Source organism: Paracoccus sediminicola, assembly GCF_027912835.1.
Lineage (GTDB): Bacteria > Pseudomonadota > Alphaproteobacteria > Rhodobacterales > Rhodobacteraceae > Paracoccus > Paracoccus sediminicola.
Genome location: NZ_CP115768.1, coordinates 1692805 through 1706489, shown reverse-complemented (window position 1 = coordinate 1706489; position 13685 = coordinate 1692805). Strand labels below are relative to the sequence as shown.

Annotated in this window: 15 protein-coding genes; 5 read left to right on the top strand and 10 right to left on the bottom strand. The window is 64.2% G+C overall.

Going from position 1 to position 13685, the window contains the following annotated elements:
* Nucleotides 1-139: 139 nt before the first annotated feature.
* Nucleotides 140-760 carry a 30S ribosomal protein S4 gene (gene rpsD / locus PAF18_RS08420; RefSeq protein ID WP_271115311.1) on the bottom strand — a complete coding sequence of 207 codons (621 nt, stop codon included), beginning with the start codon at nucleotides 758-760 and terminating at the stop codon, nucleotides 140-142.
* Nucleotides 761-927: 167 nt separating this feature from the next.
* On the opposite strand from rpsD, the gene PAF18_RS08415 reads away from it, so the two are divergent.
* Nucleotides 928-1725 (top strand): glycosyl transferase, encoded by a 798-nt coding sequence (locus PAF18_RS08415; RefSeq protein WP_271115310.1) that lies wholly within the window; start codon nucleotides 928-930, stop codon nucleotides 1723-1725.
* A 1-nt stretch (nucleotide 1726) separates the two neighbouring features.
* Here the strand turns inward: PAF18_RS08415 and PAF18_RS08410 are convergent, their stop codons facing one another.
* Nucleotides 1727-2692, bottom strand: a complete 966-nt coding sequence (locus tag PAF18_RS08410) for a glycosyltransferase family 8 protein (RefSeq protein WP_271115309.1) — start codon at nucleotides 2690-2692, stop codon at nucleotides 1727-1729.
* A 78-nt stretch (nucleotides 2693-2770) separates the two neighbouring features.
* Between PAF18_RS08410 and PAF18_RS08405 the strand changes: the two genes are divergently transcribed.
* Nucleotides 2771-3142 (top strand): DUF4260 domain-containing protein, encoded by a 372-nt coding sequence (locus PAF18_RS08405; protein WP_271115308.1) that lies wholly within the window; start codon nucleotides 2771-2773, stop codon nucleotides 3140-3142.
* A 79-nt stretch (nucleotides 3143-3221) separates the two neighbouring features.
* On the top strand, nucleotides 3222-4574 hold the full coding sequence (gene proS / locus PAF18_RS08400) for a proline--tRNA ligase (protein WP_271115307.1): 1353 nt from the start codon (nucleotides 3222-3224) through the stop codon (nucleotides 4572-4574).
* A gap of 43 nt (nucleotides 4575-4617) precedes the next feature.
* Here proS and hisG read toward each other — a convergent pair whose 3' ends face one another.
* From hisG to hisS, 3 genes are read right to left on the bottom strand one after another with little or no spacing between them, the layout of a single operon-like run.
* Entirely contained in the window at nucleotides 4618-5304 is a 687-nt protein-coding gene (gene hisG, locus PAF18_RS08395) for an ATP phosphoribosyltransferase (protein ID WP_271115306.1), read from the bottom strand.
* The gene (locus PAF18_RS08390; protein WP_271115305.1) at nucleotides 5298-6359 is read right to left on the bottom strand and encodes an ATP phosphoribosyltransferase regulatory subunit; all 1062 of its coding nucleotides are present in this window, start codon (nucleotides 6357-6359) and stop codon (nucleotides 5298-5300) included. The genes hisG and PAF18_RS08390 overlap by 7 nt, the downstream gene beginning before the upstream one ends.
* Nucleotides 6353-7843, bottom strand: coding sequence for a histidine--tRNA ligase (gene hisS / locus PAF18_RS08385; protein WP_271115304.1), 1491 nt, complete (start codon nucleotides 7841-7843; stop codon nucleotides 6353-6355). Before hisS ends, PAF18_RS08390 begins: the two co-directional genes overlap by 7 nt.
* Before the next feature lie 46 nt (nucleotides 7844-7889).
* Here hisS and PAF18_RS08380 point away from each other — a divergent pair, with 46 nt between their 5' ends.
* Nucleotides 7890-8093, top strand: coding sequence for a SlyX family protein (locus tag PAF18_RS08380; RefSeq protein ID WP_434802207.1), 204 nt, complete (start codon nucleotides 7890-7892; stop codon nucleotides 8091-8093).
* A gap of 67 nt (nucleotides 8094-8160) precedes the next feature.
* Here the strand turns inward: PAF18_RS08380 and PAF18_RS08375 are convergent, their stop codons facing one another.
* On the bottom strand, nucleotides 8161-8517 hold the full coding sequence (locus PAF18_RS08375) for an SUF system Fe-S cluster assembly protein (protein WP_271118084.1): 357 nt from the start codon (nucleotides 8515-8517) through the stop codon (nucleotides 8161-8163).
* An 81-nt stretch (nucleotides 8518-8598) separates the two neighbouring features.
* On the opposite strand from PAF18_RS08375, the gene arsC reads away from it, so the two are divergent.
* On the top strand, nucleotides 8599-8946 hold the full coding sequence (arsC, locus tag PAF18_RS08370; RefSeq protein ID WP_271115302.1) for an arsenate reductase (glutaredoxin): 348 nt from the start codon (nucleotides 8599-8601) through the stop codon (nucleotides 8944-8946).
* A gap of 214 nt (nucleotides 8947-9160) precedes the next feature.
* Here the strand turns inward: arsC and PAF18_RS08365 are convergent, their stop codons facing one another.
* The 4 genes from PAF18_RS08365 to PAF18_RS08350 are packed head-to-tail and all read right to left on the bottom strand — an operon-like array spanning nucleotide 9161 to nucleotide 13641.
* Nucleotides 9161-10516 (bottom strand): mechanosensitive ion channel family protein, encoded by a 1356-nt coding sequence (locus PAF18_RS08365; RefSeq protein WP_271115301.1) that lies wholly within the window; start codon nucleotides 10514-10516, stop codon nucleotides 9161-9163.
* The gene (kdsA, locus tag PAF18_RS08360; RefSeq protein ID WP_271115300.1) at nucleotides 10513-11349 is read right to left on the bottom strand and encodes a 3-deoxy-8-phosphooctulonate synthase; all 837 of its coding nucleotides are present in this window, start codon (nucleotides 11347-11349) and stop codon (nucleotides 10513-10515) included. The genes PAF18_RS08365 and kdsA overlap by 4 nt, the downstream gene beginning before the upstream one ends.
* Nucleotides 11346-13004: a KpsE/RkpR family capsule polysaccharide export protein gene (locus tag PAF18_RS08355; protein ID WP_271115299.1), complete on the bottom strand. Its 1659-nt coding sequence runs from the start codon at nucleotides 13002-13004 to the stop codon at nucleotides 11346-11348. The genes kdsA and PAF18_RS08355 overlap by 4 nt, the downstream gene beginning before the upstream one ends.
* Complete coding sequence (locus PAF18_RS08350) at nucleotides 12988-13641, bottom strand: ABC transporter ATP-binding protein (protein WP_271115298.1); 654 nt, start codon at nucleotides 13639-13641, stop codon at nucleotides 12988-12990. Before PAF18_RS08350 ends, PAF18_RS08355 begins: the two co-directional genes overlap by 17 nt.
* Nucleotides 13642-13685: the final 44 nt, after the last annotated feature.

Here is a 13685-nt window from a genome sequence, read left to right as displayed (position 1 = left end):
GTCGCAGTTGCTTGCGGCGGCGCCTCTTCATCCTGACCGAAATATCCTGGGGTCCGGGGCAGCGCCCCGGTCCGGCCACACCAATAATGCAAAAAGGCCGCCCCGAAGGACGGCCCCTGCAAATCCGATGCGGCGAAGATCAGTTCTTTGCGTAGAATTCGACGACCAGGTTCGGCTCCATCTGCACGGCATAGGGCACGTCACCCAGAGCCGGCGTCCGCACGAAGCTCGCGGTCATCTTGTTGTGGTCGACTTCCAGATAATCCGGCACATCACGCTCGGGCAGTTGCACGGCTTCCAGCACGATGGCCAGCTGGCGCGAACGCTCGCGGACCGAAACCACATCGCCTTCCTTGACGCGATACGAGGCGATGTTGACCTTCTGGCCGTTCACTTCGATATGGCCGTGGTTCACGAACTGGCGCGCGGCGAAGATGGTCGGCACGAACTTGGCGCGATAGACGACAGCGTCCAGACGGCGCTCGAGCAGGCCGATCAGGTTTTCGCTGGTGTCGCCCTTGACCCGCTCGGCCTCGGCATAGATGCGGCGGAACTGCTTTTCGGTCAGGTCGCCGTAGTAACCCTTCAGCTTCTGCTTGGCGCGCAGCTGGGTGCCGAAATCGGACATCTTGCCCTTGCGGCGCTGACCGTGCTGGCCGGGGCCGTATTCGCGGCGGTTGACCGGGGACTTGGCGCGGCCCCAGATGTTTTCGCCCATGCGGCGGTCGATCTTATACTTGGCAGAGGTGCGTTTGCTCACCGCTGATCTCCTTTTGCTGTTTCAAAAGGGCGTTGTCCTTTCCCCGAAGGGCGACAGGCATCCTCTTGCGAGGGCCCCCAACACCAATGAAGCGGCGCTTATAGCGCGGTGGCGGGCAGAGTCAACAGCTCTTGCCGCATTGCCGAAACACCGGCAAAAGAAGAGCCATGAAACAGATCATCTGCATCAAATGGGGCGCGAAATACGGTCCCGACTATGCCAATCGCTTCTATAACATGGTGGCGAAGAATATCACCCCGCCGTTCCGGGTCATCTGCTTCACCGACAGCACCGAGGGGCTGAACCCCGCGATCGAGACCCGGCCTCTGCCCGATCCGGATTTCGTCATGCCGAGGAACACCCCCGGCAAATGGCCGAAATCGCAGCTCTGGGGCGATCTTGGCGATATCACCGGGACCGTGCTGTTCATGGATCTCGACGTGATCGTGACCGGCAGTCTCGACGCGTTCTTCGAGTATGGCGATCCTGCGGATACCATCACCGCGAAGAACCCCAACACCCCGCTTGAGCGTATGGCGCAGACCTCGATCTATCGGATGAAGGTCGGCAAGCTGGCACCGATGCGCGAGAAATTTCTTTCGGACCCGCAGGGCTTCGCCGACAAATACCGCTATGAGCAGCGCTTCGTGACCCATAACGCGCCGGGCGGGGTGAAGTTCTGGCCGCGCGGATGGGTAAGCCATTTCCGCATGCATTGCATCCCGCCATTTCCGCTGAACTATGTGCAGCCCCCGCGGATCCCGCGTGGCACGAAAGTGGTGATCTTCGCGGGCCATCTGAACCCGGATGATGCCGTGCTCGGCCAGTGGTCCAAGAACGATCCGCTGCGCAGCCCCGGCGACCATCTGAGGGCGACTTTTGACGGGCGGCGGCGTGAGAGCGTTTCAAAACATCTCCGCCATTACTACCTTCCGGCGAAATGGATCGCTGATAAATGGATCTAGTTCAGGGCTTTAGGAGCGTATATTCATCCGGGAAGCGGCCCAGATAGTCGAGCATCGCGCCAGACGAGCGCCACTGCTTGAACAGCGATTTCCCGAGATCGTGCCGCTCGGGCAAGTGGCGGCGCTCCAGCGCCGTGCCGCGCGGCGCATCTGGGAAATGCCGTGGCAGGATCGCAGCGTAATCGGCACGAAGCCGCATCGGGATGCGCCCATCCGCGCTGTCGAGCCAGGGCTTATGCGGCCCGATGAAATGCACGAGGCAGGGATCCGCCATCGACATCAGATGCGCCGAGGACCAGGTAAACTGCCAGTTCCACAAGGGGCTGATCTCGGCCCAGTCGCCGTGCAGCATCCCGTTCATCAGCGCCTGATCGCGGCCTAGCCTGTCCAGATGCGCATGCGCGAAGCTGGCGGCACGGGCGCTCAGATCCGCCTCTGCCCATCGCTCGGTGTCGATCATCACCACGCCCGCGTTGAAATAGGGCGCCGCCGGCAGGCCGAGCTGCCGGAACTCGCGCACCCGTCTCCGGGGCGAGCGCCATTGCCGGTTGTCACGGACCGCCGCAACGGCATGTCCGAGCATGTCGGCGCAGAGAAGCCGCCCCGGATCGCCGCGCTGAAAAATCACGTCGCTGTCGAGCACGAGGATCCGGCGATAGATCCCGCGCAGGGCCGAGGCGCAGAACAGCTCCATATAGGTCGCGATCGACCGCCGCGCATCGGTGGGCAGCGCATCGACGAGCGTTGCGTCCGCCGCCGCGACATGGCCTATCCCGGCCTCGCGCAACAGCGCCGGCAGCGCAAGCGGAACCGGTCCGCCGATCAGAAGATCGTAGTCGCGCTTGCCGCGGGCGAGCTGCAGTGCCGGGATCGCTGCATAGGCCAGATAGGCCGCATCGCAGGCCAGAATGATGGCAGTGTCGTTCTGCGGTTTGAAGTCGGCGGAAAATTGCGGAGTGGCGGTCATGGCGGAGCTTCCGCAGTATATGCTTCTCGTTGCAGAGGAATTAGACCGTGCGAAGCTGAAAGGCAAAAGGTTAAAGCGATGAACAGAGTCGTCATCTGGCAGCGCGTCGAGGGCGCGGTCGTCTTTTTCGCCGGGATCTGGATCTACAGCGCCCTCGGCGGCGGCTTTGCCTGGTGGCTGGCGCTGCTGCTGTTCTTTGCGCCGGATCTGGCCTTTGCGGGCTATGCCGGGGGGCCGAAGATCGGGGCGGCTGTCTATAACCTGGTGCATCTCTATGCGTTCGGACTGATGCTGCTGATGCTGGGCAGCGTCATCGGGAATGGGGGCATGATGGCCCTTGCTGCGCTCTGGCTGGGCCATGCGGGGTTCGACCGGATGCTGGGCTATGGCCTCAAGACCGATGCCGGGTTCGGACACACCCATCTGGGGCCGATTGGCCGCAATCGCTAGGCCGAACGCGGCCATCACCCTTGCCCCGCGCAGGGGCTTCCGCTAACCGTCGCGGAAACCCGTTACGGAAGGCCCGCCCATGCGTCTGTCGCGTTATTTCCTGCCCGTCCTCAAGGAAGACCCCAAGGAGGCGCAGATCGTCAGTCACCGGCTGATGCTGCGCGCCGGCATGATCAAGCAGCAGGCGGCGGGAATCTATTCCTGGCTGCCTCTGGGCCAGAAGGTGCTGCGCCGGATCGAGCAGATCGTGCATGAGGAACAGCAGCGCGCCGGGCATATCCCGGTGCTGATGCCGACGCTGCAATCGGCGGATCTGTGGCGCGAAAGCGGCCGCTATGATGCCTATGGCGAGGAGTTGCTGCGTATCACCGACCGCCACGGACGCGACATGCTGTATGGTCCGACCAATGAAGAGATGATCACCGACATCTTCCGCAGCCATGTGAACAGCTACAAGGATCTGCCGCTGACGCTGTATCACATCCAGTGGAAATTCCGCGACGAGGTCCGCCCGCGTTTCGGCGTCATGCGGGGCCGCGAGTTCCTGATGAAGGATGGCTATAATTTCGACCTCTCGCGCGAGGACGCGCTGCACGCCTATAACCGGCATCTGGTGACCTATCTGCGGACCTATGAACGCATGGGGCTTCAGGCGATCCCGATGCGCGCGGATAGCGGCCCGATCGGCGGGGATGACACGCATGAATTCCTCGTGCTGGCCGAGACTGGCGAGTCGGAGGTGTTCTATGACAGCGAAATCACCGAGCTGAAATTCGGCGACCGTGAGATCGACTATGACAGTGTCGAGCAATGCCAGGCGGTGCTGGAAGAATTCACCAGCCGTTACGCTCGCACCGACGAAACCCATGACGAGGCGAAGTTCAACGAGATCCCCGAGGAGCGCCGCCGCAGCGCACGCGGGATCGAGGTCGGCCAGATTTTCTATTTCGGCACCAAATATTCCGAACCGATGGGCGCCACCGTGGTCGGACCAGACGGGCAGCGCGTCCCGGTGCATATGGGCAGCCACGGCATCGGCGTCAGCCGCCTGGCCGGGGCGATCATCGAGGCCAGCCATGACGAGAAGGGCATTATCTGGCCCGAGGGCGTGACGCCGTTCCATGTCGGCATCGTCAATCTGAAACAGGGCGATTCCTCGGTGGATAGCGCCTGTGAGGCGCTGTATCGGGATCTGAAGGCAAAGGGGTTCGACGTGCTCTATGACGACCGCGACGAACGCGCAGGGGCGAAATTCGCCACGATGGACCTGATCGGGCTACCCTGGCGGGTGACGGTGGGGCCGCGCGGTCTGCAGAATAACAAGGTCGAGCTGACCTCGCGCAGGACAGGAGAATCGGAAGAGATCTCTCCGGCGGATGCGGTGGCGCGTCTGGAGAAGATCTACAAACCGGTGTTCGACGCGGCGAGGTAAGCGCCGGGGGCTGCGCGCCCCCGGACCCCGCGGGATATTTCCGTCAGGTTGAAGGCGCGTTTGCGTCGAGCTGCGCCGCGAGCCGGTCGATCCCGGCCTGATCGGCTTTCAGCGAGGCGAACAGCGTGGCCTGGCTCGCATGGATCAGCGCATCGGGCAACTGCTTCAGGTGGTTGGCCCGCAGCGTTGCGCCGCTGCTGGTGATGTCGGCAATCGCTTCTGCGGTGAGATTGGCGACGGTGCCCTCGGTCGCACCCTGACTGTCGACGAGCTGGTAATCGGCGATCTCGGCCTCGGACAGGAAGGCGCGGACGAGGCGATGATATTTCGTCGCGATGCGCAGGCGGAAGCCGTGGGTTTCGCGGAACTGGCGGGTGATGGCGGCGAAATCGTCGAGGGTTTCGCAGTCTCGCCAGCAGGTGGGCACGGCGAGGATCAGATCGGCATGGCCGAAGCCCATCGCGGTCAGCTCGCGCACATCGGAGCGCCAGCCGGCGAGTTTTTCGCGAACGAGGTCCGAGCCGGTGACGCCCAGATCGATCCGCCCCGCCGCGAGCTCTCGTGGAATTTCCCCGGCTGAGAGCAGCACGAGCGTCAGATCCGCCCCTTCGATCCGGCCCGCATATTCGCGATCCGAGCCGCTGCGGCTGAGCGTGATGCCGCGATCCGCGAACCAGCCGAACGTGTCTTCCATCAGCCGCCCCTTGGACGGCACGCCGAGCTTCAGCATGACGCCTCCAGTTCCGCGATCAGGCCGGGGCGGATGATGCCGCCGACTGCCGGAATGGCGCGGCCCTGTCCAAGCTGGGCGGTCAGCGCGTCATAGCGCCCGCCCGAGGCGACAGGGGGCCAGTCGGGATGATCGGCGGTGAAGGTGAAGGTCATGCCGTCGTAATATTCCATCGTCTCGCGCCCGTGGCTGGCGGCGAAACGGATCGTCGCGGGATCGACGCCGCGCGCCGCAATTTGGTTCAGGCGTTCGGCAAGGCGGTCCACCGCCTCGGCGATCTCGGGGATTTCGGCTGCGAGGCCGCGCAATTGGTCGAGCGACTCCGGGGCCGGGGCGTCCACGGCGAAAAGCCGGGTCAGCCGGTCGGCCCATGTCGCGGGCAGCGGGGGCTCGTCCGGTTCGGCGTTCAGCGTCGCAATGCGCGCTTCCATCTCGGGGCCGCTGCGCAGCCCGGTCCAGGGCGCGTCGGTTTCGGGCAGGTCGCGCGGCTGGGCCGGCGTGGAGAAGCGGGCCAGCAGCCGGGCGAAGCGGATCGGGCGCCAGACGTGATGCAGCAGCGCCGTGCGGCGCGGGGCCGAGACTGGCAGGGCGCGCACCGCATCCAGAAGAATATCCATGTCGCCCATCGTCGCCGTCAGCCCGTAGGGGGAAAGCAGCCTGTGAAACAGCGCAAAGATTTCGGCATCGGCTTCGCTGTCGCGGGCGAAGATCTCGAACCCGGCTTGCAGGTATTCGTTCTCGCGCGGGTTCTCGGGCCGGGTATCGCCGTGATCCTGCTTGCGGAAAACCTCGCCCAGATAGCAATAGCGCGCGGGCTCGGCACCGTCCTGCATATGCATCTGCACCACCGGGACGGTGAAGTCGGGACGCAGCACGACCTCGCCCCGGACGGGATCGGTGGTGACATAGGCGCGGGCGCGGATGTCTTCGCCGTAAAGGTCAAGCAGGGTGGCGGCATCCAGCAGGATATCCGGCGCGACCTCTGCCGCCCCGGCGTCGCGGAAGGCCGCAAGCAGGCGTTGGCCTGCCTGCTGCTTGGCCGATTTGCCTACCATCTGGCCAGCATCTCCTGCACCGCGGCGACCAGATCGCCACGCTTGGCCTCGGTCTGGGCGGGCTGGGATTTCCATTCCTCGTGGCTGGCCTCGGATGCCAGCATGGCGCCGAGGATCAGGTCCTTGATCTGGACGACTCCGCGTTCGGCCTCGTCCCCGCCCTGAATGATGGCGATGGGTGCGGCGCGCTTGTCGGCATATTTCAACTGGTTGCCGAAATTCTTCGGATTGCCCAGATAGACCTCGGCGCGGATGCCTGCGGCGCGCAGTTCGGCGGCCATGGCGTGATATTCGGCCATGCGGTCGCGATCCATGACGGTGACGATGACCGGCCCGCGCGCCGCATCGCCGGTCAGACCCTTGGCCCGCAGTGCGGCCAGCAGACGGTCGACGCCGATGCTGACCCCGGTGGCGGGAACCTTCTGGCCGGTGAAACGCTCGACCAGACCGTCATAACGCCCGCCGCCCGCGACCGAGCCGAATTGCCGCTTGCGGCCCTTTTCGTCGAGGATTTCAAAGGTCAGCTCGGCCTCGAAGACCGGGCCGGTGTAATAGCCGAGGCCGCGCACGACCGAAGGGTCGATGATGGCGCGATCCTCGCCCACGCCGAGCCCGCGTAGTAGCGCGGCGATCTGGGCCAGTTCCTCGACCCCTTCCGCGCCGATGGCCGAAGGGCCGACCGCCGTGCGCAGGTTCATCAGCGTCATGGCATTGTCCTTGCCACGCGAGGTCAGGAAGCGCAGCACCGGTTCGGCCTGTTCTTCCGTCAGACCGACACCGTCGATGAAGGCGCCCGAGTCGTCCTTGCGGCCTTTGGTCAGAAGCGCCAGCACGCCGTCTTCGCCGACCTTGTCGAACTTGTCGATCTGGCGCAGCACATCATCGGCCTTGTCGCCGCCCGCGACGCCTGCCGCTTCCAGCACCCCGTTCAGCACCTTGCGGTTGTTGATCCGCACGAGATAGTCGCCGCGCGCGATGCCGACGCCTTCCAACGCGTCCGCGAGCATGGCGCAGATTTCCGCATCCGCCGCGACCGAGGCGCTGCCAACCGTATCGGCATCGCATTGATAGAACTGCCGGAACCGGCCCGGACCCGGTTTTTCATTGCGCCAGACCGGACCCATCGCATAGCGGCGATAGGGGGTCGGCAGGTCGTTGCGATATTGCGCCGCAACCCGCGCGAGCGGCGCGGTCAGGTCATAGCGCAGCGCCAGCCAGTCACCCGACCCGCCGCCCGGAACCTCTTCCTCCTGCCAGGCGAAGACGCCGGCATTGGGCCGATCCACATCGGGGAGAAACTTGCCCAACGCCTCGACCGTCTCGACAGCCGAGCTTTCCAGGGGTTCGAAGCCGTGCAGATGGTAGATCTCGCCGATCCGGTCCAGCATCTGCTTGCGTTCGGTCACCTCAGCGCCGAAATAGTCGCGGAAGCCCTTGGGCGTCTGGGCCTTGGGGCGCGGTGATTTCTTCTTGTCCTGCGGCATGGAACCTGTCTCCGTCTCGCGGGTGGGCTTAGCGGAGATGGATGGAATGGACAAGTTGCAGAGGCTGGAAGAGGCGATCGCGCATCTCACACGCATGGTGGAGGAGCTGTCCGAGGTGGTGGCCCGGCAGGACCGCGAGATCGCACGGCTGCAGGCGCGGGTGGGGATGCTGTTGGATCGCGAGGCCGAGCGCGAAGCCGAGTCGGGATCTGGCATTCCGCTGGCCGATCAGCGGCCGCCGCATTGGTAATGCCGGTTGCTCGGCGCCGGAACTTAGCCCGTAAGCTATGCCTCAGCGCATCAACATGGCGAAGCCTTCAGATGAATCCGAGTTCCAGCCGGGCCTCTTCGGACATCATGTCCATGCCCCATTGCGGCTGGAAGGTCATTTCGACATCGACCTCACGCACACCCGGCACCGCCTCGACCGCATCCGCGACCCAGCCCGGCATCTCTCCGGCGACGGGGCAGCCCGGGGCGGTCAGCGTCATCACCACCCCGACCTTGCCGTCATCGGCGATATCGAGCGTGTAGATCAACCCGAGATCATAGATATTCACCGGGATTTCAGGGTCGTAAACCGTACGGCAGGCCTCGACGACCTGATCGTACAGCGGATGCTCGGTGGTTGAAGGCCGGATCAGCGGCTCGCCTTCCTGAAGATTGTCATCCATAAATACCATCCCGTTCTGCTGCCCCAGCATATAGGCAATGCTGCGCCCTGCTTCCACCCCCAGCCCATCCGGGAGCCCGTCATGACCGCGACGATTTACCATAACCCGAAATGCGCAACCTCGCGAAAGGTTCTTGCTGCGCTGCAAGAGGCAGGGATCGAGCCAGAAATCGTTCGCTATGTCACCGAGCCACCCAGCCGGGAGACGCTGCGCGCTCTGGCCCGCGATTCGGGGCTCGGCGTGCGTGGTCTGCTGCGGCGGCGGGGCACGCCCTATGACTCGCTGGGACTGGCCGATCCGGGGTTGAGCGACGCGGCGCTGTTGGATGCGATCCTCGCCCATCCGCAACTGCTGGAGCGGCCCTTCGTGGTGACCGACAAGGGCACCCGGCTTGTTCGCCCTGTCGAGCGGCTGCGCGAGATTCTCTGAAAGTGGGGTCCGTGGGAGAAACGCGGTCGCTCTGCGCCGCCGCCGCTGGCCCCGGAGCTTCGTGAAGGTTTCGCCTCTCCCCACAGAGAACAAAAACCTGCCGGCCCCGTATATGCCGCGATGCGCACATCTTACACGGCGGATGCAGCAGGCTCGACGTTAGAAGCGGAGGGGAGCGCCGCGCGTCCCGGCCCCGCACATCCCGACGGAGGTTTCATTCCTGCGGCGCATGCTCGGAAAGCAGGTTCTTCTCGCCGTCCCTTTTGCTCGCCTCGACCATGCGTTCGAAAGCCTTGTCGGGCTTGATGTCGGTCTGAGGCGGCGTGATCTCTCGCGCTTTGGGTTGCATGTCGTTGGGTTTCGGCGTCGTCTCGGTGATGGTCGCTGTCTCATCATCCGGATCCTGCGGTGTGATATCCTCCATCCGGACGCGATAGATCGGCTCTGGCAGTCCGTAACCCGCCGCTTCGAGCGTTTCTTTCAAGACCCGGATCGCCTCGCCGCGCGCCTTGTTGAACTCGGCCCCTTGTTGGGTGACCCAGCCCGAGAAACGCATGATGACATTGGAATCGCCGACCTCATGCACCCAGACGGCGGGTTCCGGCGCGGGCAGAACGAAGTCCAGGCTTTCCAGCGTGGTCAGCCCCAGCTCGCGCACCGCGGCGAGGTTCGATTCCGCATCGACACCGAGATCAAAGATAAAGCGCCGCTCGGGGTGACGCGTATAGTTGGTGATGACCGCCTTGAACACGGTGGAGTTCGGGATCCGGATATTGTTCCCGTCGAGCGACAGCAGTGTCGTGGCGCGACTGGTCAGGCGGATCACCCGGCCCTCATTGCCCTCGATCTCGACCAGATCATTGGGGCGGAAGGGTTGGCGCAGGGACAGCATGACCGAGGCGATGAAGTTTTCCACCGTATCGCGCACCGCGAAACCGAGCGCGATCCCGATGATCCCGGCAGCGCCGAGAAATGTGCCCAGCAGGGCCGAGGCGCCCAGTATGTCGAGCGCCATTACAACCGCCGCCAGCCAGAAGGCCAGGCGGATCGCGGTGCGCAGGATCTCGGCGATGAAGGGGTTGGGGGCCAGACGCTCCCACGGTTGGCGCAGCCGTGCGACGAGGCTTCCGACCCAGCCGATCAGCAGCGCCACCAGCACCGCCACCGCCAGAAGCGGCAGGAAGGCGACCGATTGCGCGAGACGGTCCCGGAACCGCTCGGCCACGGGTTCAAGACGGGCGCGAAGATCGGTGTTTTCCTGCACCCGGTTCTGGATCTCGACCACGCCATCGACGCGGGCCACGAGCCGGTCCAGACGATCCACTGCGGCGCCATCAAGCGCGGTGCCGTCAAGCGTCACGATGCCGGCTTCGACATCCACCGCCACATCGCCATATCCGTCCAGCTCGGACAGAATATCCTCGATCCGGTTTCGAATGGCGCTGTCGCTGGCATCGTCGGCGGCGACGGCGATGGTGCCTTCGGGGCGGCTGGCATCCTCCTGCGCGATGACGGCTATCGGCGCCAGCGTCAGGATCATCGCCAGAAGAAGCGCGACTGGGCGCGTCATTTCGCCATGACCGGGTCGGCTTTCGCCAGCCGGTCGAATTGCATCAGGCTCGACACAAGGGCGGGCATACGGTCCAGATGGATCATGTTCGGCCCATCGGAGGGCGCGTTATCGGGGTCTTCATGGGTCTCGATGAACACGCCCGCCACGCCGATCGCAACCGCGGCCCGTGCCATCACCGGGGCAAATTCGCGCTGCCCCCCGGACGAGCCGCCCTGACCGCCGGGTTGCTGCACCGAATGGGTGGCATCCATAATGACCGGATAGCCGGTGCGCGCCATGATCGGCAGAGCGCGCATATCGGCGACGAGCGTGTTATAGCCGAAGCTTGCCCCGCGCTCGGTCAGGAGGATCTTGTTGTTCCCGGTCGAGGCGACCTTGTCGACGACGTTCGGCATGTCCCAGGGGGCAAGAAACTGGCCCTTCTTGATGTTTACCACGGCACCGGTTTCGCCCGCCGCGATCAGCAGATCTGTCTGGCGTGACAGAAAGGCCGGGATCTGGATCACATCCGCCACCGCCCCGGCGGCGCGCGCCTGTTCGATGTCATGCACATCGGTCAGCACGGGACAACCGAGCCGGTCACGCAGATCCTCCAGCATGCGCAGCCCTTCATCCATCCCGACGCCCCGGCGGCCTTTAAGCGAGGTCCGGTTCGCCTTGTCATAGCTGGCCTTGAAGATGTAATTCGCGCCCGCATCTTCACAGGCCTTCGCCATCGTTTCGCCGATCATCAGCGCGTGGTCCAGGGTTTCCAGCTGGCAGGGCCCGGCGATGATGGTGAGCGGCAGATCGTTGCCGCAGTCGAAATTTCCGATGGTCACGCGCGTCATGTCGATACCTGTTCCCGCAGAATGGAGGCTGTCAGTGACAGCATCAGATAGATAGCGAGAAAGATCAGGAATGCCACGACCGTATTCGAAAAGGCCTTCGGATAGGTGGCATTTTGCGGGGCGACCGGGGCCACGGACAGGGAGAGATAGCGGACCTGTTTATTCGCCTCGACGCGCGCAATCTCAAGCTGTTCCGCCGCCGAGGCGAGCAGCGCCTGCCGGGTTTCCAGATCGGCCTCGGCAATGCGCAGCCGCCCGGTGACCTGGGCCAGAGAGCCGCGCGCATCGCTGCCCTCGGTCAGTTCGGACCGGGTTTCGGCGATCAGTTCACGCAGCCGGGCGATATCGCCCTCGACCCCTTGGACCCGACTGGGATTCGGCTGCGCGTTGGCCTGAAGCTGCGCCAGTTCCAGCTGCTTGCTGGTCAGCTCACCCTGAAGTTGGCCGATCCGGCTCATCACCAGCCCGCTTTCGGATTGCGGATCCAGCACGCCCATCTGTTCCTGCAGCGCCTGAACCTCGGCCTGGGCGTCGCGGACGCGCCGCTCTGCCTCTTCATAGTTTTCCTGCGCCCCGGCCATCTGATCGCTGCGCACGCGGGAGGTCATGTCGTCCACCATCCCCTCGGCATAACGGATCAGCGCGCGGGAATATTCCTCGCTCAGCGCCGGATCGGGGGCGATCACGTCCATGTCCAGAACGCCCTCTGTGGGGTCATAGCCGACCTTGAGCATATCGCTGTAGGTCTTGAAAGCGTCGTCATCGGTCGCATCGGGTGGCAGCCGCAGCAGCGGGTCGAGAGCCGGATCCTGGAAGGCGGACTTGAAGCCGATCTCGTCATCAAGACGCAGCATGGCGTTTTTCGAGGTCAGATAGCTTTGCACCGCCACCGAATCGGGATTCAGCTGGATGCCCGAAAGAATCGAGTTGCCGCTGCCCACCGAGGCGGTGTCAGCCTGCTGGATCAGGAATTGCGACCGCGTTTCGTAAAGCGGCGTCGCCACGACATAGTAATACCATCCGGCGATCGCGGTCGGGATGCCGACCAGCAACAGCAGGCGCACCGCCAGCCAGAACTGCTTGATCCGCCGCCTTCGGGCGATATCGCGCTGGATGCGCAGGATCTCTGCGGCGCGTCTCTGTTCGGTCAGCGCCTCTCGCGAGGGCAGGGCATCGCGATCCGCCGGGATCTGGGCAGGGGTGATCTGACCCAAGGGGCGGGTGGCGCCGGGCAGCCTCGGTTCGCGCAGCAATGCCAGCTGATTGCCCGTGCCTCGCGGGGGCTCCGATTCTCCAATCTGCGCGTCGGCGGCGCTCGTGCCAGCATTCGCAACGATCTTCGAGAGGGAAGAGCGATGGAACGGGTCGATGCCGCGATTGCGCAGCACCAGCACCGCCTCTTCGTCCGAGGCGACGTCGATTCCGTGCATCGCCGCGATTCGGCGGGCAAGACGAAGCTGTCGCCCGGTCAGGCCCTCAGCCCGGATCGCCGAGATTTGCTGTTCCTGATCGATGGGCGGCGCGGGTCCGGCGGCGGCGTTGTTTTCGGCGGCAGCGGCGGTTCGCGCGGCCTCGCGGCCGGCATCGCCCTGCACGCCGAGCACGGCGTCGCGGCGCTTGCTGCGATAGATGCGCACCCTAGGCGGTGTAGTCATAATATTGCCTGGCCTCGTCCAGCGTCTCGAAGATGTATAGCTTGCCATCGCGCAGCACCGCGGCCTCGCGACAGAATTTTTCCAGAATTTCCGGCTGATGCGACACGATGACCACGGTCGAGCTTTTCAGCCGTTCCTCCAGAACCTGCCCGGCCTTGCGGTTGAATTCGGCATCCGTCGCGGTCGGCATGCCCTCGTCGATAAGATAGATGTCGAATTCCAGCGCCAGCAGCAGCGAGAACACGAAACGCTGCCGCATCCCCGAAGAATAGGTGCCGACCGGCATATCGAAATATTCATCGATATCGGTCAGCCATCGCGCGAAGGCGGCGACATAATCTGGGTCGAGCCCGTAGATGCGGGCGATGAAACGGGCGTTTTCATTGGCGGAATGCTTGCCGACCACGCCGCCCATAAATCCGAGCGGGAACGATATCCGGCAATTGCGCCGGATCGTCCCCTCATCCGGTTGTTCGAGACCGCACATCATGTTGATGATCGTGGTCTTGCCGGTTCCGTTCGGGGCCAGAATACCCAGCGAGCGGCCCAGATCGACGCGAAACGATGCGCGGTCAAGGATCACCTTGCGCTGCGTTCCCGTCCAGAAGGATTTGGAGACATTGTCGAATTCCAGCATGGACCGCTTCCGTTGGCCGGCCGCAACCCGACCCGAACCGTTAA